The sequence below is a fragment of the Rhodococcus sp. NPDC127527 genome (genome assembly GCF_042672245.1).
In the GTDB taxonomy this organism is placed as follows: Bacteria; Actinomycetota; Actinomycetes; order Mycobacteriales; family Mycobacteriaceae; genus Rhodococcus_G.
Genome location: NZ_JBHXVP010000001.1, coordinates 436728 through 461059, shown reverse-complemented (window position 1 = coordinate 461059; position 24332 = coordinate 436728). Strand labels below are relative to the sequence as shown.

At 65.1% G+C, this 24332-nt stretch carries 21 protein-coding genes and 1 pseudogene; 12 read left to right on the top strand and 10 right to left on the bottom strand.

The features are described 5' to 3' along the window. Nucleotides 1-511: 511 nt before the first annotated feature. Nucleotides 512-1648, top strand: coding sequence for a CaiB/BaiF CoA transferase family protein (locus ACFVH2_RS02105; RefSeq protein ID WP_378475685.1), 1137 nt, complete (start codon nt 512-514; stop codon nt 1646-1648). 170 nt (nt 1649-1818) lie between these two features. Here ACFVH2_RS02105 and ACFVH2_RS02100 read toward each other — a convergent pair whose 3' ends face one another. Both ACFVH2_RS02100 and ACFVH2_RS02095 read right to left on the bottom strand, forming a co-directional pair. Continuing rightward, complete coding sequence (locus tag ACFVH2_RS02100) at nt 1819-2166, bottom strand: hypothetical protein (protein ID WP_378475684.1); 348 nt, start codon at nt 2164-2166, stop codon at nt 1819-1821. 82 nt (nt 2167-2248) lie between these two features. After that, nucleotides 2249-2830 (bottom strand): recombinase family protein, encoded by a 582-nt coding sequence (locus tag ACFVH2_RS02095; protein ID WP_378421080.1) that lies wholly within the window; start codon nt 2828-2830, stop codon nt 2249-2251. A gap of 402 nt (nt 2831-3232) precedes the next feature. Here ACFVH2_RS02095 and ACFVH2_RS02090 point away from each other — a divergent pair, with 402 nt between their 5' ends. From ACFVH2_RS02090 to ACFVH2_RS02080, 3 genes are all read left to right on the top strand, one after another. Then, a complete protein-coding gene (locus tag ACFVH2_RS02090; protein ID WP_378421078.1) occupies nt 3233-4447 on the top strand; it encodes a trypsin-like serine peptidase in 1215 nt (404 codons plus the stop codon). Between the two features lie 1774 nt (nt 4448-6221). Further along, the gene (locus ACFVH2_RS02085; RefSeq protein ID WP_378421076.1) at nt 6222-6614 is read left to right on the top strand and encodes a barstar family protein; all 393 of its coding nucleotides are present in this window, start codon (nt 6222-6224) and stop codon (nt 6612-6614) included. Between the two features lie 299 nt (nt 6615-6913). Next, nucleotides 6914-7492: a hypothetical protein gene (locus ACFVH2_RS02080; RefSeq protein WP_378421074.1), complete on the top strand. Its 579-nt coding sequence runs from the start codon at nt 6914-6916 to the stop codon at nt 7490-7492. A 73-nt stretch (nt 7493-7565) separates the two neighbouring features. Here ACFVH2_RS02080 and ACFVH2_RS02075 read toward each other — a convergent pair. Together ACFVH2_RS02075 and ACFVH2_RS02070 are read right to left on the bottom strand one after the other, a co-directional pair. Then, nucleotides 7566-8293: pseudogene (locus tag ACFVH2_RS02075) on the bottom strand (SOS response-associated peptidase). Between the two features lie 105 nt (nt 8294-8398). Beyond that, on the bottom strand, nt 8399-9415 hold the full coding sequence (locus ACFVH2_RS02070; RefSeq protein ID WP_378421071.1) for a hypothetical protein: 1017 nt from the start codon (nt 9413-9415) through the stop codon (nt 8399-8401). A 157-nt stretch (nt 9416-9572) separates the two neighbouring features. On the opposite strand from ACFVH2_RS02070, the gene ACFVH2_RS02065 reads away from it, so the two are divergent. Next, nucleotides 9573-9839, top strand: coding sequence for a helix-turn-helix domain-containing protein (locus ACFVH2_RS02065; protein WP_378421069.1), 267 nt, complete (start codon nt 9573-9575; stop codon nt 9837-9839). A 244-nt stretch (nt 9840-10083) separates the two neighbouring features. On the opposite strand, the gene ACFVH2_RS02060 is transcribed toward ACFVH2_RS02065, so the two are convergent. Beyond that, nucleotides 10084-10422, bottom strand: a complete 339-nt coding sequence (locus ACFVH2_RS02060; RefSeq protein ID WP_378421067.1) for a hypothetical protein — start codon at nt 10420-10422, stop codon at nt 10084-10086. A gap of 133 nt (nt 10423-10555) precedes the next feature. Here ACFVH2_RS02060 and ACFVH2_RS02055 point away from each other — a divergent pair, with 133 nt between their 5' ends. Further along, nucleotides 10556-10693 (top strand): hypothetical protein, encoded by a 138-nt coding sequence (locus ACFVH2_RS02055; protein WP_378421065.1) that lies wholly within the window; start codon nt 10556-10558, stop codon nt 10691-10693. Nucleotides 10694-10960: 267 nt separating this feature from the next. Here the strand turns inward: ACFVH2_RS02055 and cqsA are convergent, their stop codons facing one another. The 3 genes from cqsA to ACFVH2_RS02040 form a co-directional block, all read right to left on the bottom strand. Next, nucleotides 10961-12172 carry an alpha-hydroxyketone-type quorum-sensing autoinducer synthase gene (gene cqsA / locus ACFVH2_RS02050; RefSeq protein WP_378421063.1) on the bottom strand — a complete coding sequence of 404 codons (1212 nt, stop codon included), beginning with the start codon at nt 12170-12172 and terminating at the stop codon, nt 10961-10963. A 551-nt stretch (nt 12173-12723) separates the two neighbouring features. Continuing rightward, complete coding sequence (locus ACFVH2_RS02045) at nt 12724-13935, bottom strand: lipase family protein (RefSeq protein WP_378421061.1); 1212 nt, start codon at nt 13933-13935, stop codon at nt 12724-12726. 392 nt (nt 13936-14327) lie between these two features. Beyond that, nucleotides 14328-15482: a carboxypeptidase-like regulatory domain-containing protein gene (locus tag ACFVH2_RS02040; RefSeq protein WP_378421059.1), complete on the bottom strand. Its 1155-nt coding sequence runs from the start codon at nt 15480-15482 to the stop codon at nt 14328-14330. A 354-nt stretch (nt 15483-15836) separates the two neighbouring features. Between ACFVH2_RS02040 and ACFVH2_RS02035 the strand changes: the two genes are divergently transcribed. The 3 genes from ACFVH2_RS02035 to ACFVH2_RS02025 all read left to right on the top strand — a co-directional run bounded on the left by ACFVH2_RS02035 (nt 15837) and on the right by ACFVH2_RS02025 (nt 18417). Then, nucleotides 15837-16601, top strand: coding sequence for an aquaporin (locus ACFVH2_RS02035; RefSeq protein WP_378421057.1), 765 nt, complete (start codon nt 15837-15839; stop codon nt 16599-16601). Between the two features lie 297 nt (nt 16602-16898). Further along, the gene (locus ACFVH2_RS02030) at nt 16899-17726 is read left to right on the top strand and encodes a LysM peptidoglycan-binding domain-containing protein (RefSeq protein ID WP_378421055.1); all 828 of its coding nucleotides are present in this window, start codon (nt 16899-16901) and stop codon (nt 17724-17726) included. 127 nt (nt 17727-17853) lie between these two features. Further along, entirely contained in the window at nt 17854-18417 is a 564-nt protein-coding gene (locus ACFVH2_RS02025) for a hypothetical protein (RefSeq protein WP_378421053.1), read from the top strand. Between the two features lie 328 nt (nt 18418-18745). On the opposite strand, the gene ACFVH2_RS02020 is transcribed toward ACFVH2_RS02025, so the two are convergent. Further along, nucleotides 18746-19894 carry an Ig-like domain-containing protein gene (locus ACFVH2_RS02020; protein ID WP_378421051.1) on the bottom strand — a complete coding sequence of 383 codons (1149 nt, stop codon included), beginning with the start codon at nt 19892-19894 and terminating at the stop codon, nt 18746-18748. Nucleotides 19895-20503: 609 nt separating this feature from the next. Between ACFVH2_RS02020 and ACFVH2_RS02015 the strand changes: the two genes are divergently transcribed. Further along, on the top strand, nt 20504-21880 hold the full coding sequence (locus tag ACFVH2_RS02015; RefSeq protein ID WP_378421049.1) for a lipase family protein: 1377 nt from the start codon (nt 20504-20506) through the stop codon (nt 21878-21880). 327 nt (nt 21881-22207) lie between these two features. Further along, on the top strand, nt 22208-22690 hold the full coding sequence (locus ACFVH2_RS02010) for a hypothetical protein (RefSeq protein ID WP_378421047.1): 483 nt from the start codon (nt 22208-22210) through the stop codon (nt 22688-22690). Here the strand turns inward: ACFVH2_RS02010 and ACFVH2_RS02005 are convergent. Further along, nucleotides 22675-23652, bottom strand: coding sequence for a helix-turn-helix domain-containing protein (locus tag ACFVH2_RS02005; protein WP_378421045.1), 978 nt, complete (start codon nt 23650-23652; stop codon nt 22675-22677). The two genes, ACFVH2_RS02010 and ACFVH2_RS02005, sit on opposite strands and share 16 nt — an antisense overlap. A gap of 217 nt (nt 23653-23869) precedes the next feature. On the opposite strand from ACFVH2_RS02005, the gene ACFVH2_RS02000 reads away from it, so the two are divergent. Beyond that, nucleotides 23870-24205: an Lsr2 family protein gene (locus tag ACFVH2_RS02000; RefSeq protein ID WP_378421043.1), complete on the top strand. Its 336-nt coding sequence runs from the start codon at nt 23870-23872 to the stop codon at nt 24203-24205. Nucleotides 24206-24332 lie beyond the last annotated feature (127 nt).

Sequence of the window (24332 nt, the reverse complement as noted above, 5' to 3'; positions counted from 1 at the left end):
GGGTCGGGGCCTTTCGTGTCGGCGGAAGGGTGTGTTGTGATCGACGTATGTGGTGGTCGATCACCCTGCACCGTCGTGACCCTGCTGTCCGCAGCCGATGCGATGCTCCAGCTCCAGGCCCGCACCGCGTGCTCACTCGCACGACGCGTGATCGGCAGCAGGGACAGCGTCGACGACTGAGACCAGAAGCCCCCGCGTTCCAGGCCGCCAGTTGCTGATCAGCGGGGCTTCGTGCGCGCTTGGCGGTGACCCGGCCGGCCCGGGGAACGTCGATCCTGGGCATCCTCGCGGACGGCGAATCGATCGGCAGGGTGCGCGCGGTCCGCCACAGCATGCCGGCCGGGCGTGCGAGGAGCACCGGAACTACGAATCCTCCCGCTGGCCGGGAGATTTCAACGTCGACGGCTATTTCGTCGCACAGCGATCAAGAGATGTGACATCTTCGATTGGCCAGCCTGACCTGCGCCGCCGCTCGGTCACCCGTGGCGCTGACCCACACCTCGGAGGCACCATGCCCACCACCCCCACCGGGGCTCTCGCCGGCATCCGCATCGTCGAACTCGGCGGAATCGGGCCAGGACCGTTCTGCGGCATGCTCCTCGCCGACCAGGGCGCGGACGTGATCCGGATCGACCGGCGAGCACTCGAAGGCCGGCCCTCGGTGCATCCGGTGCTGCACCGCAATCGGCGCTCGCTGACCCTCGACCTGAAGGACCCGGCCGACGTCGAGACCGCGCTGGCGCTCATCGACACCGCGGACGCCCTGATCGAGGGCTTCCGGCCGGGCGTTGCCGAACGGCTCGGCCTCGGACCCGACACCTGCCTGGCCCGCAATGCGCGCCTGGTCTACGGCCGGATCACCGGGTGGGGCCAGGACGGGCCGCTCGCGCACGAACCCGGCCACGACATCAACTACATCGCCCTGACCGGCGCGCTCGGCGCGATGGGAATCCCCGGCGAGGTGCCGCCGGTGCCGCTGAACCTGGTCGCAGACATGGGCGGAGGCGGCATGCTCCTAGCTCTGGGCTTCTCCACCGCGCTGATGCACGCGCAGCGCACGGGGCTCGGTCAGGTGGTCGACGCCGCGATGATCGACGGCACCGCGGCGCAACTCGCGATGGTCCACGGCCTGATGGCCAACGGCAACTGGTCCGACCGGCGCGGGGTGAACCCGTTCGACGGCGCGGCGCCGTTCTACCGCACCTATCGCTGCGCGGACGGCGGGTTCGTCGCGGTCGGCTGCGCGGAGCCTCAGTTCTATGCAGCCACCCTGCGCGTGCTGGGCCTGACCGAGGACCCGCTCTTCGCCGCCCAGATGGATCGGGAGGCGTGGCCGGCGATGTCCGATCGACTGGAAGCCATCTTCGTCACGCGCACCCGCGACGACTGGGTAGCCGCATTCGACGGCCAGGGAGCCTGCGTGTCACCGGTTCTGAGTCTGACGGAGGCCGCCGCACATCCCCACAACGACGCCCGCGGCACGTTCAGCACCGCGGACGGAATCGTGCAGTCCGCCCCCACCCCTCGCCTCCTGGGAACCCCCGCCGGAGCGCCGCGACCGGCGCCGCTGATCGGCGCGCACACCCGCGAGGTGCTCGCCGAGCTCGGGGTCCCCGCCGACACGACGGCGATCAGAGGAAAGCCGTGAGCATCGCGGACTTGAACGACATGCCGGCACTACCTCCGTCGACGCGAAGTGACCTGATCCTGGTCGCGGCAGACCCCTATCGGCAGGCGGTGAACGCCTACAACCGAAACCACGCCTCGCGGGCCGAACGCGATATCGCGGAACAGGCACTCGTCGAAGCTGCCCTACTTCTAGACCCGGGCCAGCATGAACAGCCGTAGAGAAGGAGTCATGCAGGACGCCCTCGAAGTCCCCGACCCCCACCGGGACATGCCCGTGCACGAGCCCACGCCGCGGCAGGCGTCGGTGAAGTCGTCGGAGTTGAGCTCGAGCCCGATCTTGTGCCAGTGCCGGGCCAGGACGAAGGCAAGTTCCTCCCCAGACAACGGCCGGTAGTGGTGGGCGAAACCGACGCGACTGTAGAGCTGCGGATAGCGGGAGAAGGTCTTCTCGATTCCAGGCATCCCGATGAACAGCAAGCCGTGGTCTCCACGGTCGAACTGGTCGCGGCGGCCAACCCGCTGTCGATCACGAGTCACCTCGCTTCCACGCTCGCTGGCTGCGACCGCGTTGGTCACATTCTTGCGCCCTGGCGCGCGTCCTGCGATGTCGCTGCCGCGATCAGGATTCGTCGCGGGCCCGTTGCAGTGTCGCGTACATCGCCGAGCGGGACAGGCCGCTGATCTCGCAGAGTTGGCCAGCGGAGTAGTCGCCCGAGTCGTAGTCCGCAAGCAGACGTTTGCGTTGGAGAGTGGACAGCTTGGGTTGCTTGCCCTTGAGACGGCCGGCCTTCTTCGCCTCGGCCATACCCTCACGGGTCCGGGCCCGGATGAGGTCCGACTCGAACTCCGCCATCAACGACAGCATCCCGAAGAACAGCTTCCCCGTCGGGTCGGCCGGGTCGTGGATCGAACCGCCGACGCTCAGCCGGGTGCCCTTCCCTTCGAGCTCGTCGGCGATCGACCGTAGGTCGACGGCGGAGCGCCCGAGCCGATCCAATTTCGCCACGATCAGGGTGTCGCCGGCGCGGCACGCCGCCAACGCTTCCCGGAGACCGGGCCGGTCGCGGTTGCGGCCGGTGAATCCCTTGTCCGTGTAGATCCGGTCCGGCTCGACGCCGAGACGTTTGAGGGCTGTGCGCTGCGCTCGCAGATCCTGCCCCTGAGTTGAGCATCGGGCGTACCCGATCAGCATTCCGTCCACGAGAGAACAGTAGTCCGGCAAAGGCAACCCATACCGGATCAACATGCAGGATGGTTAAACAGGACACCCGGAGGGCGTGATCGCGCTGGCCGCAATCGAGTCCGGCCCCTCCATCTGGTGTCCTGTTGGAGGTTCGTCAAACAGGACACCGTCCATCACTGGTTTGCGTGCACAACTGAAAGCGACATGCCCGCAGCGCCCCGCTGTCGCCACCGAGCACCCAGCCTGCACTCGCATACCGTCCAGTAACTTCGTTACCTAAATGTGACCTTTGTCGCCTATGTCCAGTTCTCGCCGACCGTAGGTTTCAGCATCACCAACCCGCTCCAGGCACATCACTGAAGTCCTCAAGGAAGTAGGTGCAGTTTGAACGACAGTTCACGGTTCAAGCGAGTAGGAAGGATGCCAAAGCTCAGAACCTTAGTGGCCTCAGGCCTCGCGGCGTCTTCCCTGGTTGTGACGTTCGGAGTTGCGGTTTCTAACGCAGCTCCCGACATGGGCCTGCCGCAGGACAACGTCTCGAAGGGTGTTGTCTCCAGTGGTGCGGCGCAGATCTACATCCCTGCGGATGTAGCTACAAAGATGTCCGCCAGAGGCGTCCCTGCTAGTAAGCAGCACAACGCAGAGTACGCAGAGATGGCGTTGGACGAATACTGGACGCCCGAGCGTATGGAAAACGCAATCCCGATGGAAATGGAGGCCCCGGGTGATGCAATAGCAATCCCGCGGGAGTCAACTCCTAAACCGTTGGAGGCGAATCAGCCAAATGGCGAGGCACCCGAGGTGTCCTTATCGGACCCCGTGGGCCCGACGGACCCATTGCCGGACACGACGGAGCCGGCCCAAGGCGCTGCTGGTAAGGCAGCTAACCAAACAGAAAGCGGTGTCACCTCCGGGCTGACAACTGCCGCGGTCACACCGACAACCACCTATTCTCCTGCAAACGGTAAGATTTTCTACCGGAAAGCATCTGATGGAAAAGACTATTCGTGTTCAGGCTCGGCAGTAAACAGCCCTTCACGAAATCTGGTCGCTACCGCCGCGCACTGCGTCCACGGAGGTCCCGGAGGAACTTGGCACGAAAACTGGCGATTCGTCCCGATGTACCAGTTTGGCGTGCACCCCTACGGATCTTTCCAGGCCAAGGAGTTCTTTGCGCTTCCCGGCTGGGGCCAGAATGGGGTGTCGTGGGCTGGCTACGATGAAGATCAAGCTTTTGTCGTAACCAACAACCAGTCAAACGGCAAGTCGGTTGTTGATCGAGTAGGCGCGCATGGTCTGCGTTGGTCCGGATCGACTTCCTTCCCGACCAACATCTTCGGGTACCCATTAAGTCAGCTCCTCGGGCTGAACCTGTTCTCCTGCTGGGGAACAACCACTTCATTCATGGTTGCAAACACGACTGGATACTACGATTTCCCCCGGATTGATGGATGCAACTTTGGTCCAGGCGCTTCCGGCGGGCCTTGGTTGGAGGACTACGACCCCTCGAATGGCCGCGGGTGGATCAGGTCAGTTACCTCGTTCGTGCCATCAGATAACTCATACATTGGAGGTCCTAATTTCGACAGCAGGACCATTAACCTGTGGACGGCAGCGAATGCTGCCGGACTCTAACTAGATAGGAGGTGAATCGAAATGAATGCTATTGGCGAGGCCATCACCAACTTCCTCATCGCGGCGGCATCAAGCATAGAAGGAGTGTCTTCTATCTCAGCTGGAGCTGAGCCAACCCTCCCGCCCGTCTGAGAACGAGTACCAGCGAGCGCTTGAATATCAGAAGATTCTCGGATCGCTCGGTTTGTACGAACACAAGCTCCCTTTCCTGGTAAGGAAAGGGAGCTTGTGTTCGTACAAGCCTCATGAACCTGGGAGTAGATCGCTCACTATCGCCAGCACAGGAGGGCCTCACGTTTCTAACGGAGAGGCCTTCTGTGCATCATAGTTCGCTTCTCGACCGGATGCGTCCTGAACACGGGCGGCCGACATCGTTCACCGCCACCTGAGGATGCGAGAACACCGCCATCTGTCAGCGCGAGTCACAAACAGTGTCTATGAGGGGCATTTCCCCGGATATCTTACTGAAACAGACTGGTACGACTTCCAGACATGCCTTTCGTACACGCTTTCGTCCACCGAAAGAGGTTTTTCACCTAACCAAAATAACATGTACGGGCGCACTCGATATAATACCTACACCAACGTTCGCAGCTACGCTGTTGTGAGGGACGACAACGTAGCTGTCCATGGCGACAAGACTAGATCTGTCTACACTGCATATACATCGGGAACTGGCGGACGGGACTGGGGCGGATGTCGGAAGAATCTAATGAGTTGAGCAACGGTCCGCGGATTATCTCACTTAATCCGGATTACGGGTCGCCGTGGGGCCTGTGGTCAAGCCACCCCCCTTTTCCATTTCGCGATCCTAGAACCATAGAACAGTTGGGGCCTGACAATTTCGGCTTCAGCAACGAGATCCGCGAAGCACTGCGGGCATGGATCGAGGCCTGGCGAAGCAACTTCGCGGATGCTCCGCACGAGCATCGACACACGTGGAGACACGGCTTTGACGTTGATGCCTGGATCAACGAAGGAGATGAGATCTCGCGAATGATCGAGGAGTCGCTACCGGGGTACAAAGTCGAGAGAATATACCGCCATTATGCGCAGAGTGTCACACGTGGGGGGGAAGAGTGAGGTCGAGGTTCTGACCGATACTTCGAAGGACAAGGGTGCAGGCGACCCAGGCTGGCGCCGAATCAACTGCTCAATTCCCGAACTGTCAGCCGAACAGCTCAGTAGCTGCATGTCCAGCTACTGAATGCGACATCCGCCCACCCGCCTCGTCGAACCATCGTCATACGGGACCCGAACCCGGCGGATTGGGAAGAGCCGCCGGGTTCGGTCATCCCCTCGAAAACGCCCAGAAGCGACGCGAGAACACCGGACATATCGCCGCGAGTCACACCCCTTGCCTGTGATGACCTGTCCGCGCCTCTCGCGACAGTGGCCTGAGAACGAAAGAGGACCCCGGCAATGCCGGGGTCCTCTTCTCGATTCTTGTGTCCGCGGGGGGGAGGCCGAAGCCCGCAAGTCCCACGACTCGTAGTGACGACTGCACTGTCTCTTGGTGCCGTTTGCCAAGCCAACAAGTGAAGCAGCGATCAGAGCTGTGCTGAGTGTTCCACGCTCGAAAACCTACATCGCGGCTGCTGCGGGCGACACGGCGAGAGCTATCGACCTTTTCGTGAAATGATGAACCGGGTAATTTGGGGCTAGCCCGTCGACGGCCGGCTACAACCGAGGCGGAGGGGTGCATAGTTACTCCTCCGCCTTTCGTCGAGCCGTTCCGAACGGATTACGATTGCGGCACACCAATGGAGATAAGATGTCAGAATCAGACGTTGTATACGTAATCGACGGCCGCCGTGTCAATTCCCTGGACGATTTCTATACTGTTGTGGGAGAGGCGGTAAGAGGGCCAGGTGGATATTTCGGCCGGAGCCTCGGAGGATTCGCTGATGCCTTGACCGACGGCTATGGGACACCCGACGACAGGAATTTCTGCTTCGTTTGGCGGTACAGCGATGAGTCACGGTCAGCACTCGGGTATGCAGAGACTGTTCGGCAGCTCAAGGACCGCCTCGAGCATTGCCATCCCGACCACAAGACCAGGGTCCGCGGCGAGCTGGACCGCGCTCTCGCATCGGAGGGCCCGACAGTATTCGACTGGCTCGTTGACATCTTCGAGTTCCGCAGTGTTGAACTCGAACTTCAGTAGATACCTAATCCGCGTCCGGCTCCCACGATCGTTTCCTTCGCCATGTCCGCCGCCCTGTTAGGAGTCGCAGGCTGGCTCGGCCGCGGGGTTGGCGCTCTGTCAGTGTTTGCGTTCCTCGGCGCTACTGCCTTCGCGGTCGCCGCCGCCGACATGGCAGTACGCGCACACCGTTCTCGGCGCCGGCCAACCTCCGACTCGTCCGGATGAAGTCCCCCGGGCACATCCCTGCCGATCAGAGCGCCATCAAGCGCTGGGGTTCTTCGGCAGGTGGATCCCGTCTCAGGTCGTTACGGTGAGGTATGCGCCTGGTCCCAGACCTCCCCGCAGACGACGACCGTGCCGACGGCGACGATGACGAGTACGCGATGACACCACGACAGATGCGTATCACGGCGATCGTGGCACGAACCCTGGCGGACAGCGCGTACGACGACATCGTCACCCACACAGACACTCCCGTCACCGCCGACGCCTACTGGGCCGTGTTCGCCGACTACCCCGCCGCCACCTGGCACCAGAGCGCGCAGTGGCGCCGGCACGCCGCCCGCGCATTCGACGACCTCGCCTCCGACATCGAAACCGGTAACCAGCCCCACCCCACCTGCACCGGTGAAGAGATGGCCCTGCACCTGATCCTCGAACGCGCCGCCGCACTGCACGGCGACGGCCACTTCGACGACCAACTCCACGACCTACCCGCCCACCCCGACGACACCGACTGGGCCAGCCCCCTCGACTACCTCTTCCAAGACCACGACGTCCTGGTCCTGTTCGAGGACAAGACCCTCGACGACGCCGTCAACCTCGACCCGGCCGACTGGTTCACCCCGTTCGAATTACCCCGCGCCCGCGACCACCACCGCGGATTCCGGCGATAAGCAGGAGCCCGAACCTATCCGGGACTCGACCAGCCGCTGGATGGTCGATACCCGACCGTCGACGCACACGAGGTCACCGGTGCACCGGCGTCAGCAGGTCGGGACGGTTGTTGCGCGGCGAGTTCACCGCGGTGCTGACCTCGTACGGCTGAAGGTGCGGTTCGGGCACCGAGTTCAGCAGCGCGTCGACGTCGTCGCGATCGGTCAAGGTCGGATCGAGCCACGGGCCGACGAACATGTCCGGCAGGATCACCGGGGACCGGTCGTGGATCTGGCCGGCGGAGTCGGTGGCCGGCCGCGTCAGCACCGCGGCAGTCCACAACCAGCGGCCCGGGTCGTCCTCGGGCAGTTCGGGGTTCGGCCACAGCTCGTAGAGGCCGGCCATCGCGATCGGCCCGTCGGCGTGCAGGAAGCGTGCAGGAAGTACGGGATCTTCTTCCCGTCTTCGCCCGTGAGCCACTCGTAGTAGCCGTCGGCGGGCAGGATGCACCGGCGGCGGGCCGCGGCCGCCTTGAACGCCGGCTTCGCCGTGATCGTCTCCGACCGGGCGTTGATCATCCGCGATCCGATCTTCGGGTCCTTCGCCCACAAGGGCACCAGGCCCCACTTGACCGTGCTGTTGACCTGGCGGACCGGGTCGGCGTCGGGCTCGCCGCGGGGCGGCCGTTCGAGCACCACGTTCACCCGCTGCGTCGGCGCGACGTTGTACGACGGGGGCAGCTCCGCCCCGACCGTCTCGGTGGCATCGAACGCCGCGACCAGGTCCCGGCGGCTACTGGTGCTCGCATACCGTCCACACACCGTCTCGTCGCCTCTCTCGTGGTCAGCTACCGCTCCGACCCTAACGAGCGGTGACGACATCGCTGGGACTCCGCCGAAGTCGATCGTGGCGCTCGGCCTGTCCCCTTAGTGCAGGCGCTCGATTGCGACGCCCTCGATCGTGTCGAGCTCGTCGATCAGTGCTCGTGGGCCGGAGAGGTCGAGCCAGTCGTCGTCGATGCCGGACTCGGCGAACCAGGCCCGGTCGGTCGGCCAGATCAGGTTCGGCCACTCGACCCACAACCACTGTGGTGTCCCGTACCAGCCCATGCGCGGCGCGGCAGTGACCGGTCCCGAGAAGAGCACGTAGTCGAACTGGTCGATGGTGGCGCGCGGGCCGTTCCGGATCATCGCGGGCAGCGCGGGTTTGGGTGGGGGCGGCGCGGTTTCGCCTTCCCGCAGGTACGGGGTGAACGATCCGGGGGTGTCGTGCACCCACGCGTAGCCGTCCCACACGCACAGCCAGCACTCGTCCGCAGTCGTGGTGTGCCGGGCCAGGACCGCGCACAGTGCGTCGAGCCCGGCAGCGGGCAGGTCGGCAATCCCGTATCCGGCCGGCCCGTCCGGGTGACGGAGCACCGCACGCGCCGGGTATCCGTCGTGAGCGGCCTGGGTGGACTGGGTCAGCCAGTGCGCCGCGGTGGTGTCGGTGACCGGGGTCAGGCGACGTTTCCGCCAACTGGCCCAGGCTTCGTCGTCATCGAGAGTGGCCGTGTCCAGGGTTCGGGTGCTTCCGGCGTGCTCGGGTGAGAGGTGGGGGCTCGGGTATCCGTCGCCCCACCACTCGATCCCGCCGTCGACGGTCAGCACATCGGCTCGCGCCCCGAGGGGCTCGCACACCGCGAGCCTGCAATGTTCGGCGTAGTCGCGGGCGCTGTCGCGGCGACCGGGAGCGGGGACGTGGCCGCGGTAGCCGAGAACTCGGGGCCACCACCGGGAGCGGTAGACGATCCGGACGAACTCCGGATCGGCGTCCACCACCGCGGAGATCAGATCGGTGGTTGCGTCGGCCTCGATCATCAACGCGACGACCCCGAGCACCCGCTGCGACCACGCACGCCGCCGCTCACGCCCCCGCGCCCGCAGCCGGCCCCGAATCCCCATACCAGGACCGTATTCCCCCAACGCCCAAACAGCGCCCATGCTGTACGCCCGCGTGCCGGACGGGGGGTGAGCCCAGCTAGTCCACCGTGGCTGGAGTAGGGGCGTAGGCGAACGACACTCGACATGCACGGCTCCGAAGTCCTGTTAGCTCTACAACATGGACACACACCGACAGCAATCAGAGGCAGACGAGGTCCGGGAGGCCATTGGCCGGCAGATGCGCTCGCGTCGCGCGCAGCGAGAGATGACGCAGGCGGACCTCGCCCAGCGCACAGGTATCAGCGCCGTGGAGGTGGACCGTCTCGAGCGGGGTGAACGCGACATGGAGATTCCGGAGGCTGTTGCCATCGCGGCAGTATTCGAGACCACGGCCGCAGAATTCTTGCAGTCAGTTCAGGACTCGCTCGACGACAAGTCGCTCTGAGCCCGAGCCCGCACTCGCCCTCGAACCGGCGAATGGATCGCAGGTGCACGCCCTGAGCGGGGCTGTGACGAGGCCCGGTCGACGGCTCCCATCACATCGATTGAGCTCACCTCAAGCGCGGTGAACGCGAGATGGTCGACAGTGCCGATGCGTGTGTCAGCTGTCCTAACGCCCGAGTTTGGGCATCGCACCATCACTCTTGGCCAGCCCGAGTTGGTTCATCTTCGCTGGCCTGCAGTAGTTCTCACAGACTCCCGAACATCGGCGGCGGGGGTGGAGGCGCTGGCCGATCACGGTGCCACTGCCACTGCCCGTGGTCGCGGTCACCGCGCCATTCCCAGTGACCGTTGGCGTTGTCGCAGTTGCCCCACTCCCAGCCGCTGCGGTTCTGCTGCCACTGCGGTGGCCCGGTGTGGTCGCAGTCCTGCTGCCACGCGTAGTCGGCGGGTCTGACCGGCTCCGCCGTCGCGGGTGCCGCGACCAAACCGATCGGCAAGGCCACGATGGCGCCGACGACGACGGCACTTTTGATCGCATGACGTGAGAGCAGCTTCTTCGCTGGTGGGATTCGTGTGTTCTTCATGTCTGACTCCGGTTCGAAGTGGCGCCCGCACCTACGCGCTCCGACGAAGGTCGGTGCCCGGCCCTCCCCCGGGTCGGACGGCCGCTCTGCATACACTCGTAGTCCGTGTCGGGGACACGACCCCAGGAGACCTATGAGAATCCCGCCGTGGATCGGCGGCACCGTCGTGATCATGCTGTCCGCAGCCGATGCAATCCTTCAGCTCCAGGCCCGGGCCGTCGGCTCACTGACGCGACGGGTGATCCGAAGCATGAACGGCGACGTCGACTGAGACCAGCCCAGGCGGGTGCTGGTCGTGTCAGCCATTCGCGCGACACATTTTTCCTGCACGAACGGCCGCCGACCAACTAGCCTTCGACCCGCACCGACCCACCCCCCGAGGGCCGGAGCCGGCCCCACCAGTTGCCCCCGTGACTGGCGGGGCCACCTCATTCCGGCGGCGACCGTGGTCTGTGCGTATCGCATGGCGATGTGCTCACGAACCGTGAAGGGCGGGCCCAGCCAGGTCGCGATCAGCTCAACTCGAGATGCACTCATCTCAGCTGGCGATCGATTGGGCAGATTCGTCCCGGCCTCCAGGTTTCGGCGCCTCGGCGCCGAACCGGTCGCGAACCGCCGTGCACACCTCGATGATTCGATCCACATCGGAATCGGTCAGGGCGGCATTCAACGAGAAGCGGATGAGGGTTCGGTGTCGAGACGTGGCGGGCGGGCAGAACACCGACCCGAAGATTCCACGCTCTTCGAGGAAGTCGCGAACTGCGAAGGTGTGAAGGTCGGGGCCGGTCTGGACCGCCACGATCTGGCTGGCCGAGTCCTCCAGGTCGAAGCCAAGCGCAGTGAGTTCACGACGAATCCTCGCGGATACCTCGGTTAGTCGCTCGCGCCGCCACCCATCTTTCCGGATGACATCCAAAGTCGCTGTGAGCCCGGCAATATCGTGTGGGAGAAGGGTGGAGGAGAACACCGCGGGGTACGACTCCATCTTGAAGTACTCGGCGAAGTCGGAGTCGGGTGCGGTCACGAATCCCGCGCGACCAGCGAAGGCCTTGGACAAGCTCGCAGTCCGGAAATGAACGCGATCGGCGAGACCGAACTCGACCACCATTCCCGCACCATCCGGTCCGTCGGTGCCCAGTGAATGCGACTCGTCGACCACCAGGACGCTGCCGGTCTCATCGGCGATGTCGCACATACTCTCGAGCGGACAGCGACTACCGTTCGTGCTGTATATGGAATCCACTGCAATGATTCCCGGACCATGTTCAGCAATGCGCTCGCGTAGCTGTTCCGGCGAATTGTGCCGGAACGGATAGACGGGCGCACCGGCGTTCTTGGCCCCCGCCCACAGCGACATATGCGCAATATTGTCGACGTAGACCGGCGTGGCGGAATCGGCGATGGATTGCAGCAGACCAGCATTCGCATCCCAACCTGATTGGCAGAGGATGCCCGCAGGTGCCAGCATGTGATCAGCCAGCTTCTGTTCGAAGCGGATCTGCGGATGCTCACCATGCACGAACACCCCCGAGGCCACTGGACCGCCCCGCCCTTCCAGTGCAGCGGTCATAGCTGCAGTGATCCGCGAATCGCGTGCGAGAGCAAGATAATCATTGCTGGTCAACAGCATGTCGCCAGATGCAGATGGACGGCTGTGCAAGAGATGACGCCCACCCCACTCCGCGCCCACCCGGCCGTGTGTGAAGCGATCGACCCTAGTCCTTATCCGTTCTCCGATCGATGAAGCCATTGATGCCCCCTTCGGCAGAAAGGCGAACAGTTGTCAAATCTGTTGGAAGTGAAGCAATCCAGAGGTCATCTGTCCCCTTCCTGCTGATGACAACAACGCTGGGCGTGACCACCTCCCATCGTCTACCCGCGCACGTGGTCGCGCACTCCGAGGCGAATGCCATGAGCCTAGGCGGCTCCGAACCCACTGTGGAGAAGTCGCGGGCGGACAATGCGTGAACTGCACATCCGCTGTGCGCACGCCGCCAACTTCCGTGCGCAGGGGATGAAGGTCTCGACGTACTGTGAGGCCAGTCCTGACCGCTGTCATGGGGATTCGAGGCTGCGCTCAACGATCCAAACTGGGCTGCGAATGATCTCCGGCGCGGTGTTCGCGCTGCTCGGACGAGGAATTCCCTGAGCGAGTGCCGAACCGGCTGATGGAGGCAGGCATCGTCTGCGACGGCGACGAGGCCTCAGCACCGTACGTCGATTCGGATCGGGCGATCTCATCGCGTTCGCGAGCAGGGGCGAGGTCATTCACACACCTGCGGAGCGCAGCGGCCGGTTTCCCTAGCAGTTCGGCGTGGTGCGATGGCCCACGACGCGGTCGTCGAGCCACTTGTAGGCCGGCGGAATGCCCGCCATTCCGTAGCCGACGTGGTCGAGTCCCGGCCCGGCGACATACTGCACGTCGACACCGCGCCGGCAGTACTCGCGGACCACGCCGGTCATCCCCGAGTCCGGGATCAGCGTGTCCTGGGTGTCGTGGAAGACGTACAACGGCATGTCCGGAGTCGCTGCGGTGCGCGCGAGTGAGTTCTCCTCGATTACCCGTCTGACGTTCGGAATGGTGAGGATTTCCCCCACCTTCGAGTACTGGGCGAGGCTGACGCCCTTGGTCTTTCCGAGTAGGTCCGTCAGGCATCCGTCGGTGAGGGTCTTCGCGAACTCCATGCCCTCGGGCGTGAGGTAGTCCTGCGGCCGGACCTTGTCCGGGTACTCCCGTGAGAGACCGAGCAGCGTGCCCCATGCGGTGAACCCGACGGCGGGCTGGCTGGCGCTGAGACCGGCGAGATCTCCGGGGACCCCACCCTCGGCGGCGCCGATCACGTTCAGTTCGGGTGCGTAGGACGCCTTCTGTTCGGCCGCCCAGGCGGTGGCGTGCCCTCCGCCGGAGTAGCCGTACATGACGACCGGGGACTGGGAGAGCCCGAGTGGCTCGAAGCGTTGTGCGGCGCGGATGCCGTCGAGGACGCCGTGTGCGGTCTGCCTGCCGGCGATCCAGGCCATCTCGGGGCCCTGGTAGTCGGAGGTGACGACGGCATAGCCGAGTGCGAGCATCGGCGAGATGAGGGCCAGGTCCTGGGTTCCGCCGGCGGGCAGGGTCACCGAGGGATTGCATTCCAGACCGAGGGCGTCCATCGCCTGCTGCTGCGAGAGCAGCGGGCGCGCACCGGGTCCGGTCCACGGGCGGTCGGGGATCATCACTGTCGTCGTGGTGGTCACCGGTGCCCCGAACGAGTCGGAGGTGCGGTAGAGCAGCTGAGTGGTCTTGACCACCGGCCACGGGGTGTTGGCGGGGAACCGGACCTCTACCGGGCGGCTGCGGATTACGTCGCCGTTCGCGTACCCAGACAGGTCGGAGGGGCCCTGGAACCAGGTGTCCGCCAGCGGTGTCGGGCCGGGTAGCGGCGCGGCCGCGGCCGCGGGGGCCGCCCCGAGGGTCATCGCGGCCGCCGATGCCGCCACCAGACCCAGAAGGGCTCTCGTCGATCGCCTCATCGCTGATGCCTTCCGTAGGGTCGCCCGGCGCGGGCCCGCGGGCAGGAAACGGCTGGCGCCGACAGTTTCCCGTCGGCGCCAGCCGAGTGTTCAGTGTTCAGTTGATCCGGTGCCGGCGGCGGTCGCCGACCCGGGATCGCGGACACCGTGGGTGTCCCATCCACTACAAGGAGTGGCTGTCGATTCCGGAGTTCCGGCGCACTGACGAATCTAGACAAGCGTGACCGCACGCGCGGCCGAGATGCTCGTTCTGTCAACTTGCCCTGCACTTTTTGATGATGTCGCGATGAGTGCGCATCCCGACGACTCCTCCACGTCCAGGTCGCACAGGTGAATCCGGGGAGCGGTGCCGGCATGCTACTCGGGGCATGCCGACACCGGGCACTGGGCGGCTACCCCATCCCACTGGTGCTGCCGACGGAACTACCGAGATCCAGGGAGCCGAACCCTGACGCGGATCCCGGGCCCGCGGCGCAGGTGTCCGAGCTGCCGGTCGAGCCGCCCACGCTGCCGGAACTGCCCGCGCTGCCGGAGCTCCCTCCGCTGCCGGCGCCACAGGGCTCCGGCCTTTCGGTCTCGTGCGTCGAGACGAATTCCAGTCCGGTGACATCCCCGGTGGACAGGTCGGCGGGCTTGCTCGCGCCGACCAACACGCAGCCGCTGGGCGCTGTGGCCTCGACCTTGTATCCGGGGGCGGCGGTGAACCCGGTGAACGAGTACGTCCCGTCCGCGCCGGTCACGGTTTTCGCGAGGCGTTGGCCGGCGGGGCCGACGAGCTCGACCGAGACCCCGGCCGCAGCAGTGCCGCCGGCGGACGGGCAGCCGGTGACGGTGCCCGAGATGTCGTGGGCGAGGGAGGCGAACCAGGTCTGATATAGCGGCAGACCGTTTCGCCAGTGGTAGGTGAAGGTCAGGGTCTTCAGCGGCACCGTCGGTTCGAACCAGGCCGCGGCCCCGTCGGTGTCCTGCGCGCCGGCGTTCCCTATCAGCCCGCCCGCGCCGTCCCAGACCGGGACGTCGGGATTCGCCGGGCACGGCGACGGGCTGCCGCCGCAGTAGTTGAATGCGGATCGGAAGCCGAGCCCGGACGCCGGCACCGCCGCACCGGTGGCGTCAGTCGCGCTGATTGCCACGCGGTCGGCGTCGATGTCGCCGAGGACGAAGGTCCATCCGCCGGCGGGGGTGGGTGAGTCGAAGGTGTACGTCGTGGTCGACGGGGCGTTGGCGTTGTTCTCCTTGGGGCGCAGGTTGAGGTACTGCTTGCCCTGGCTGGAGCCGTACTTCGCGCCTACCGGCGTGGCGGAATTGAGGTAGGTGCTGGCGCCGGACTGGACGCCTGCCGCTGATTTGGAGTCGCTGCTGATGGTGGCCGCCGGGAAACCGCCACCGAGCGCCAAGGTTCCCGTGTATGCCTGCGAGGCGCCGGTGAGCGTCAGGGCGCCCCAGCCACCACCCCCGCCGTCGACGGTATCCGCGGCAGCGGAGAAGGGCGACGCCAGTACACCCACCGCGGCCAACAGCACCGCCGATTTCATGCGTCGAGACATGATCCTCCCCAGAGTCGGATGTGACCACACAGATTCGGACGAACTTCCGATCCGTGATGGGCGTCAACCTATCGGCCGAGTGGGCCGTGTTCGGACAAACCGCGCACCGGATGCCCCATACGGCGGCCATCACCACTGCGTTGCACGAAACGTCAATTCCCGGTGCGCAAACCGCCCGTTTCGCCATCCAATGTCAGCGCACTGATCTCGATCGATCTGGTGGACTCACGGAGAGCGGGCATTCGCGGTCGCGTCGGGCGGGGACCGCGAAGAGACACTGCCCGTGTCGTTGACGCACGCACTCTCGCGGCCCGGCCGGGCTCGCGAGCTTCACCCACACCGAGCGGGGGATCCATGGCTGTCACAACACAGGAAGTCGTTGAAACAGAAGAGATCGTCTCGGACCTCAAGCGATACCTCGCGGAGGCAGTCGGCACATTCGTGCTCGTGTTCGTCTCCGTCGGCACCGCCGTGATTGCCGGCGCGAAGGTCGGGAACCTGGGGGTCGCTCTCGCGTTCGGTCTGACCCTGTTGTTCCTGGTGTACTCGATTGGGCCAATATCCGGTTGCCACGTCAATCCCGCGGTGACGTTCGGGCAGTTCCTGATCGGCCGCATCGAAGCGACCAAGGCGTTGCTGTACGTCGCGGCGCAGGTGATCGGTGGTCTGGTCGCCGGTGCCGCCCTCTTCGTGGTCGCGAGGAGCCTGCCATCGTTCGACCGGTCGGTGTCCGGCTTCGGCGCCAACGGCTGGGGTGCACACAGCCCGTCGGCCACCAAGACCCTGTTGGGCGAGGAGGTGCTGCAGAACGGATACGGGATCGGGGCGACGATCGTCATCGAGGTCCTGCTGACGGCGCTGCTGGTGTTCGTGGTCCTCGCAGCGACCGACCGGATCTCCAACGTGCCGCTCGCCGGTGTCGCGATCGGGTTCGCCCTCGCCGCGATCCACATCATGTCGATTCCGGTCGACAACACCTCGGTCAACCCGGCTCGCAGCTTCGCGGTCGCCTGGTACCAGAACGGGGCACCGGCCCAGCTGTGGGCGTTCATCGTGTTCCCGCTGATCGGCGGGGCCCTCGGCGCCCTCGCCTACCGCGGCCTGTTCGGGCGGCGGTAGGTCTCCAGCGCGGACCTGGCGTAGCCGAGAAAGACGCATCATGGTTCGACCGCCAGCGGCGCATGCCGTGACAGCGACACTCGCACAGGGCAAACCCAGCTCCATGAGGGCGACGACACCGACAGTTCCCCAAACAGCAGATCCCGCACTCGAGCGCGCCGCACACCCATGCACACAAACACGCGGGGAGGGCATTCCTGGGCCACTCACGTTCTGCAGGAACTGCCCGGTCACGTGACCACCAGCGGATCCCACTGTGTCGGTGAGGGAACCATCCACCCCGGAAGAAAGCCTGGAATGTTGCCATCGAAGAGAAGAAATGCCGTCATCGGTGCCGCGCTCGCTGCGGTGACGATGACGCTGTCGGGATGTTCATCGGACGCGGATCAGGCCCCGGCAGCGGCGTCGAGCACCCCACAATACGTCTCCCCACCGGAGTCCACGACACCGAACGCCAGCACACCGATGCCGTTCGCTACGCCTGCATCGAACGCAACCAGCTACACCGTGCAGCCTGGCGACACACTGTCGGCGATCGCGATCCGGCACGGGATTCACCTCGGTGCACTGCTGCAGGCCAACGGCCTGAACATGGACTCGATCATCTACCCGGGCCAGGTGCTCACCGTGTCCGGCATGCCCGGCCCGGACCCCTCCCCCAACCCGAACCCAGGTAGGCCGGGCACCAAGACGTACACGGTGCAGGCAGGGGACGGACTCTCGGACGTCGCGCTGCGATTCGGCGGTGACCTCGGGGAGATCCTGCGGCTCAACGGATTCACCAGTGTCGACACCGTGATCCATCCGGGTCAGGTGCTGATCGTGCCGGACAAGCCGGGCGTGGGCCCGTACTACCCGGGGGCAGGCACCACACCGCCGCCGGTTCCCGGCGACACCACCTGTGGCCAGTTCTCCCTCGGTTCAACACCGTTCAACCTGGTCGCGGTCAGCACCCAGGCAGGCCGAGTGGGCTGCACGGAGGCCTTCACGGTGATGGAGGAGTTCGCGGCCACACCAGGTGCGCCCGAGAAGGCCACGAACATTCGCGGCTGGGACTGCCATCCGCGGGAGTACAACTTCCCCGAGTGCACCAAGGACGGCCTGCTCATGTTCGGTGCGCCGTAGTCACCATGCGCCGGGGTGGACATCCGCGTTGGGTGACGGAACGAGTTCTCTGCGTCGGTGGCGGTGTCGCCGCACCGAAACCCGTCCGCACACCGCACAGCAGGTCACCGGAAGGCAGGTTCTGATCATGCCCGATCTACCGTGGCACGCCAGCAGCGACGATCCGGACCTGTTCCGGATGACGCCGCGCCAGATGTGGGTCGCCCACGACGCCGCGACCTCCCTCGCCCAGGACGCATACCGCGACATCGCCGAGCACGGCGATGCGCCGGTCACCGTCGACGCGACGTGGTCCGTCTTCGCCGCCTACCCACCGCAGACGTGGAACCAGCACACCGGGTGGCGCCGGCAGGCAGCTCGGGCTTTCGACGACCTCGCCGACGACATCGACGCCGGCCGCCAACCACACCCGAGGTGTACCGGGGAGGAGATGGCCCTGCACCTGATCCTGCGGCGTGCCCGCACCCTCCACCGCACCGGACTCTACGTCGACGACCTGATCGCGATGCCCGAGCACCCGAGCGACTCGGACTGGGAAAGCCCGCGCGACTTCCTCTTCGAGGACCTCGACGTGCTCACCCTCTTCGACGGAGACGGCCCAGCCGACGGGCTCCACCTCGATCCTCCGAACTGGTTCACACCATTCGAGGCCGACCTCGCCCGAGACCCACACCGCGGCTTCCACCAATGACGGGCGAGAACAGCCGGATGGACACCTAGCCGGCGAGGACTTCCGTCTCGCGGGTAGACCTCCATCGGACAGAGGAGATGCTGCCACCCATCGCGAGGGCTCCGGGTGACAGCATCTCAACTAGTTGGGGCCTGGATGGTCCAGAGGGGGTGACAACGATCCGACTGGGGGTGCGCTAGTCGAACCGTCGACCATCCACGCCGACAGAGTCCATCTACAGGTCATCCATCTCCTTCCCGTCGATGAGAACAAGCGAACACAACCTCCCTTCTCCGACATGCAGCTATGGCTCGGCACGGCGCCTGCTCGAGGCCGGGCGCCGGATCGATCAGCTTCCGAGGAGATTGGCGAGCGAACCGAGTCCGCTCGAACCAGCGGAGCCACTCGAACTTGCGGAGCCGCTCGAGCCGCCGGCGGGGGCGCCGTTGACCGTGATGGTGGTGGCCGACGAGGTTGACCCGTTGTGCTGGTCGTCCCCGCTGTAGACCGCGGTGATGTTGTGGGCACCGGGCGTGGTGAACGCGTGGGTGGTCGACACCGCGCCGCCGGTCACGGGGACCGGACTGCCGAGGGCGACACCGTTGTCCATGAACTGCACCGTCCCGGACGTCGGTGCCGGGGAGACGACGGCGTGCACGGTGACGTCCTGGTCGGGGTCGACGGTCGTCGGAGTCGCCGTCACAGTGGTGGTCGTGTCGGTCTTCTCTGCGGTTCCGATCGCGATGGTCGCCAGCGCGCCACCACCGGCGTTCAGCGGTGCGGTCGGGGCCGGGATCGTGGCTCCGTCCTTCGGTGAGCACCGCGTTGGTGCCCACTGCTTGGCTCCGAGGAAGGTCGCACTCGCCAGCGATGTCGCGTAGTTCTCGTCGTTGTTGGTCAGTGCGGCGTCCCCCGCTACCCGGACGTGGGGTTCGATGACTCCGCTGGGGCCGGCGGTGACGGTGACATCGACGGCGGGGAGCTGGAACAGCGTCGAATTGTTCGGTCCGTTGCGGGTTTTCGGCACCACGATGCCGCCGTCGCTGTTGGTCGAGGTTGTCGGGCTGTTCGCGATCACCTCGTTGTTGCCCGACAGACGCAGGATCGTCCCGGCCGGATCGACGGTGCCGACTGTGTTGACGCGCAGCACGTTCGGGGCGACGCCGTCGAGGCCCGACCCGGTGCCCGCGACGATGCTTGCACTGTCGAAGGTCGCGTTGGCCGGGATGTCGAAGTCGAACTTCAGGCGCGAGAGCTGAACCGTGGTGGCTCCGGAGTCACTGTTGGGGTAGCTCTCCTGGCCGGGCTGGATTCGATACGTGAACTGCTGACCTGGTGTGACCGAGGCCGGTGCGTCCACGACGACCGATGCCGGCACCGGTTTGTAGACCGGGCCGATGATGCTGCCCGCCACACACGCGTTGTTGAAGCTGGTGGCTGCGGCGGCGGCAACCGAGTTGCCGAGAAGAAGTAGCCCCGTCGCAGTGAGCGCGGTCACGGCTAGTGGGCCTGCGCTGAGGCGAGTGGTCGACAGTGACATTGCGGAATCTCCTCGTAGTGACGCCACGGTGGTGTCGATCGCGAAAGGGTGCGCGGTCGACAGTGAAGAGGGCGACGGCGATGGGGGTTCTCCCAGTGCCGTGAACGAGCCACCGGTCGCGTGATCAGTGGCATATGACAGATTTCGATGCCGAGTCGCGTGCTGGAGAGCATTTATCGGATGGTCTTCATTGTCCGCAATCGGGGACTCTACTTCCCCATTGTTGCTGGTCGGCGAAAGGGTGCGCGAAATGCACAAACGGCGTGCGCGAGATGTCTATTCTTCCCCCATGTCGACGCGCGGATTCGACACGTCGTCCCGGACACTCATCATCGGAAACCTCCACTGACCTCGCCCTGAGACCTCGACAAGGAGCCACTACGGCCAAATCATTCGATAGATGAATCCGGCGATACCGCGGACACCGGATAACTCTTGGTCTATAACTTTATGCATTCGCCACTGAACGGTCCGCACCAGGTATTCACGGCGAATTTCACACCGATGCTGCGTCGAAAACCGATTCGGAAAGGTGTTGTCCCTGTGTCAAACAAGAACCTTCTGACGATGATGCGAAGAACAGCGGTCGTGGCGGCCGCGGTGGCGATGGCGATCGCCGCGCCCGGAGCCACCGCCAACGCCCAAGCCCCGGCGAACCCCACCGGCGATCCGAGCCTGGACTGGCTGTACGGACAGAACAGCGACTTCTCCGGCGGAGGTGGCTCCCTCGGCAGCGTGGGCAGCAGCGGCGGCGGATTCAGAGACGCCTTCTACACACCCCCACCCAACCTGGCCTCGCTGCCGAACGGCGCGATCGTCAGACAGCGCAACGCGCAACCGATCCCGCTCATCGGCGGCCGGGTCAAGCAACTGGCCTACAAGACCCTCAACTCCAAGGACCAGCCCATCCTGACGGTAACCACCGTGTTCACCCCCGACGGGTGCGGTGGCGGATCGTCCGGGTCCGCAGGCTCGTCGGGTTCGGCCGGCTCGTCCGGTTCCGCGGCCGGCGGGGACTGCGTCGGGGCCGGGAAGCTGCTCTCCTACCAGCACGCGACGAACAGCCTCGGCATGAAGTGCCAACCGTCGGTGATCTTCAACGGCGGCAACCTCATCAACTCGTTGACCGTGGCGCTGCCGTTCCTGCAGGAGTCGCTCGCTCGCGGCTACTCCGTGTCGGTGCCCGATCACAACGGGCCACTGGCCTCGTTCATCGCCGGGAACACCGAGGGTCACTCGGTTCTCGACGGGATCCGGGCAACCGAGAGCAACCTCGGCATGCCCGCCAGCACCGAGGTCGCTCTCATCGGTCAGTCCGGTGGCGCCCACGCCACCGCCTGGGGCGCCCAGCTCCAGCCGACCTATGCGCCGGAGCTCAACGTGATCAGTGCCGCGATGGCCGGCCCTCCCCTGGACATCCTCGCCACCGGTCGGCAGAACAACGGCAAGAACACCTCGTTCTTCTACATGGCCGCGGTCGTCGCACTGTTCCGCGAGTACCCGCAGGAGGCGGACCCGAACGGATTCTTCACCGAGCACGGCAAGGACGTGGTCAAGAAGTTCGGCGACGCCTGCATGCTCGGTGACGGGCTCAGCCCCGACGGATACGGCACCCAGACGCTCCAGAGCCTGACCAACTGGCCCGAGTCCGACGACCCGATCCCGCACTGGCCCAAGGCCGTTGCGATCGGTGAACTGAACCAGGCCGCCCGGCCCGGACAGATCCCCAAGGTGCCGATGCTGATCGTGCAGGGCAGCGAGGACGGAATCGTGCCGCCCGACTCGACCACCGCGATGGTCGGCAAGTACTGCGCGGCCGGCGCCACTGTCGACTACCAGATCGTTCCCGGCGGTCACGTCGACGTGAGCATCGCCCACTGGGGACAGCTGCTCGACTACAGCGGAGATCGGTTCGCGCACAAGCCGGCACCGTCGACCTGCTGACCTATCCCTGTCGCCTCTAGGCCCACAGATGACCGGAGCGTGCACACCCACACAGGGCGCACGCTCCGGTCATCCTCTACCCACGCCGAACGACGGGCAAACGGAGGCCATCACATGAACGATCCGTACTACGCCGACTCCCCGCATCAACCGACAACCCAACCCGAACCGCTCCCACCGGCGCTCTGGCCTGTCGGATCAGCCGCCACCGTCTGCCTTCTCATCGGCGCGGGAATCCTCCTCATCCTGCTGCTCTGACCGACACGCCTGCGGCGGTACCGGGCACCGGATGCCAGCGAGACGAACGCAGGCGTGTGGAGCGCCGCGATGGCAGCACCACACGCCCCGATCCACACCCCCTCCAGGAACGAAGGGAACCCCATTGGGACTCCGACTCACCGCCGCTGTCGCCGCGTTGGCCGCAGCCGCCATCGCGGGCCCGCGGCCGCGACCGCACTCGCCGAACCGATCAACAACGCTGCCGTCATCGAAGGCCGTGAGAACGGATACAACGGTGGCCTCGTCAATGGCGGCGCCGGGCCGGTCGTCATCGACGGCGGCACCAACCAGGGCGACATCGTCATCAACCTGAACATCCTCAGCTTCAACGGAAACGGCAACGCCAACGGTGCACTGAGCGGCAACGCCAACGGTGCGCTCAGCGGCAACGCCAACGGCACCGCCAACGGAGCCGGCGCGGGCAACGACGTCGGGATCTTGCTGAACACGTTGCTTTCCCGCGTCCTCAGTGCCGGCTCCTGGCGGTCGAGCGTGGTCGGGCAACCGCGTTGTCGTCAGGAAGCCTCGTGACGAAGTTCGCGGGGCGTACGCCCGGTAGCTTCACGGATCGTGCGGCTGAACTGACTGCCACCGGTGAACCCGCTGACCGCGGCGATCTTGCTGATGGGCATGTAGGCGCTGGCGGGGTCGGTTAGCAGTGAGACGGCGTACTCGATTCGGCGGCGCCGGATCCGCCCGTACACGGACTCGCCCTCCGTCTCGAAGAGTTTGTGAAGGTAGCGAGGGCTGGCATTGATGCTTGCCGCCACGTGGGTCACGCTCAACGACGGGTCCGAAAAGTGCGTGTCGATGAAGTCGATGGCCCGCGTGAGCGTTCCCGACGCGATCTCTTCCGGCGCAAGGGAATCGGCGGCGTGCTCGTGGAGGATGGCCAGAGACAGGTCCAGCACGGCGGATTCTATGTGGCGGCGGGAGACAGCCGGTCGTTCAGACGGGTGTAAGAGGTTCTCGAGGACCACTCCCAGAGCGGCCGAGAGTGGCGCTGCCGCAAGTACCGTTCCACCCAGACGCCTGCTACCGATGTTGCGAGCAGACAGGAGATCGTGAGGAACGAAGGTAAACACGCAGTTGAGCTGGTCCAGCATCTTCGCGTGAAAAGTCGAGGCATAGTCGATCAGGATCATTTCCCCCGGGCGCACACGCACCGTGTTTCGGTTCTGATCGAAAAGCAGACTCCCGCCACGAACATACGATATCCCCAGGAATGGGCTGTGTTCGTCACTGTGGAAACTCGAACCCCTGATCCCTGTCGCCGCCGACGTCTTGATCCGGCTGACGCGCACAGAATCGAAATCGCATGTATTCACATTCGCGGTGAAGGTGTCCGGCTTCTCCGCAACCATCGTGCACCAGGCCGAAAGGAAGTCGAGGCCCTCCTCCCCCCGCAGGTCCACGCCACCGTGAAATCGTCGGGTCAGTGATGCGACCAAACTCGAGTAGGACTGGGGTGTAGCGCTCACCATCTCTGCCATCCTGATTCCCCCCGAACAGGTGTGCAAAATAACTCGGCTACGCCGGACACTAGCCCGGACTACCGACGTCGATGAGCCGTACAGCCCGGATTCCCACTGTGCGGGCATCGTCACGACCGAGAATTCGTCCGAGCATGACACAGCATGATCAAGCCACCCACCCGAGCCGGTACGCTGCGAATATTCGCATCGCATTTCTTCGACGGAGGAACTACCTGTGGCCCGCAAAACCATCGTCCAACTGATCGACGACATCGACCAGACCCCCATCGACAGCGGCGGACAAACCATCACGTTCTCGGTGAACGGCACCAGCTACGAGATCGACCTCAACACGAAGAATGCGACCGAGTTCCACCGAAAACTCGACTACTACATCTCCCACGCCACCAAGGTCGGAACGAAGAACCAGCGCAGAGCAACACCGCGATCAACCGGTAGCCCGGATCAGACGAAAGCTATCCGGGAATGGGCCGCAGCAAACGGCCTGAACGTCTCATCACGCGGGCGAATCTCCGCCGAGATCCAGGAGGCCTTCGCCGCCGCACACTAGATCTCCACCAATTCTCGAAACGGGTGGATTTCAGCACCACAGGTTCGGCGTGTTCGCCCGAATGTCGCTCGCCCGCGACTTACTCTTCGCTGGACAGGTATCACCCCCATTCGAGGTGAAAGTCGAG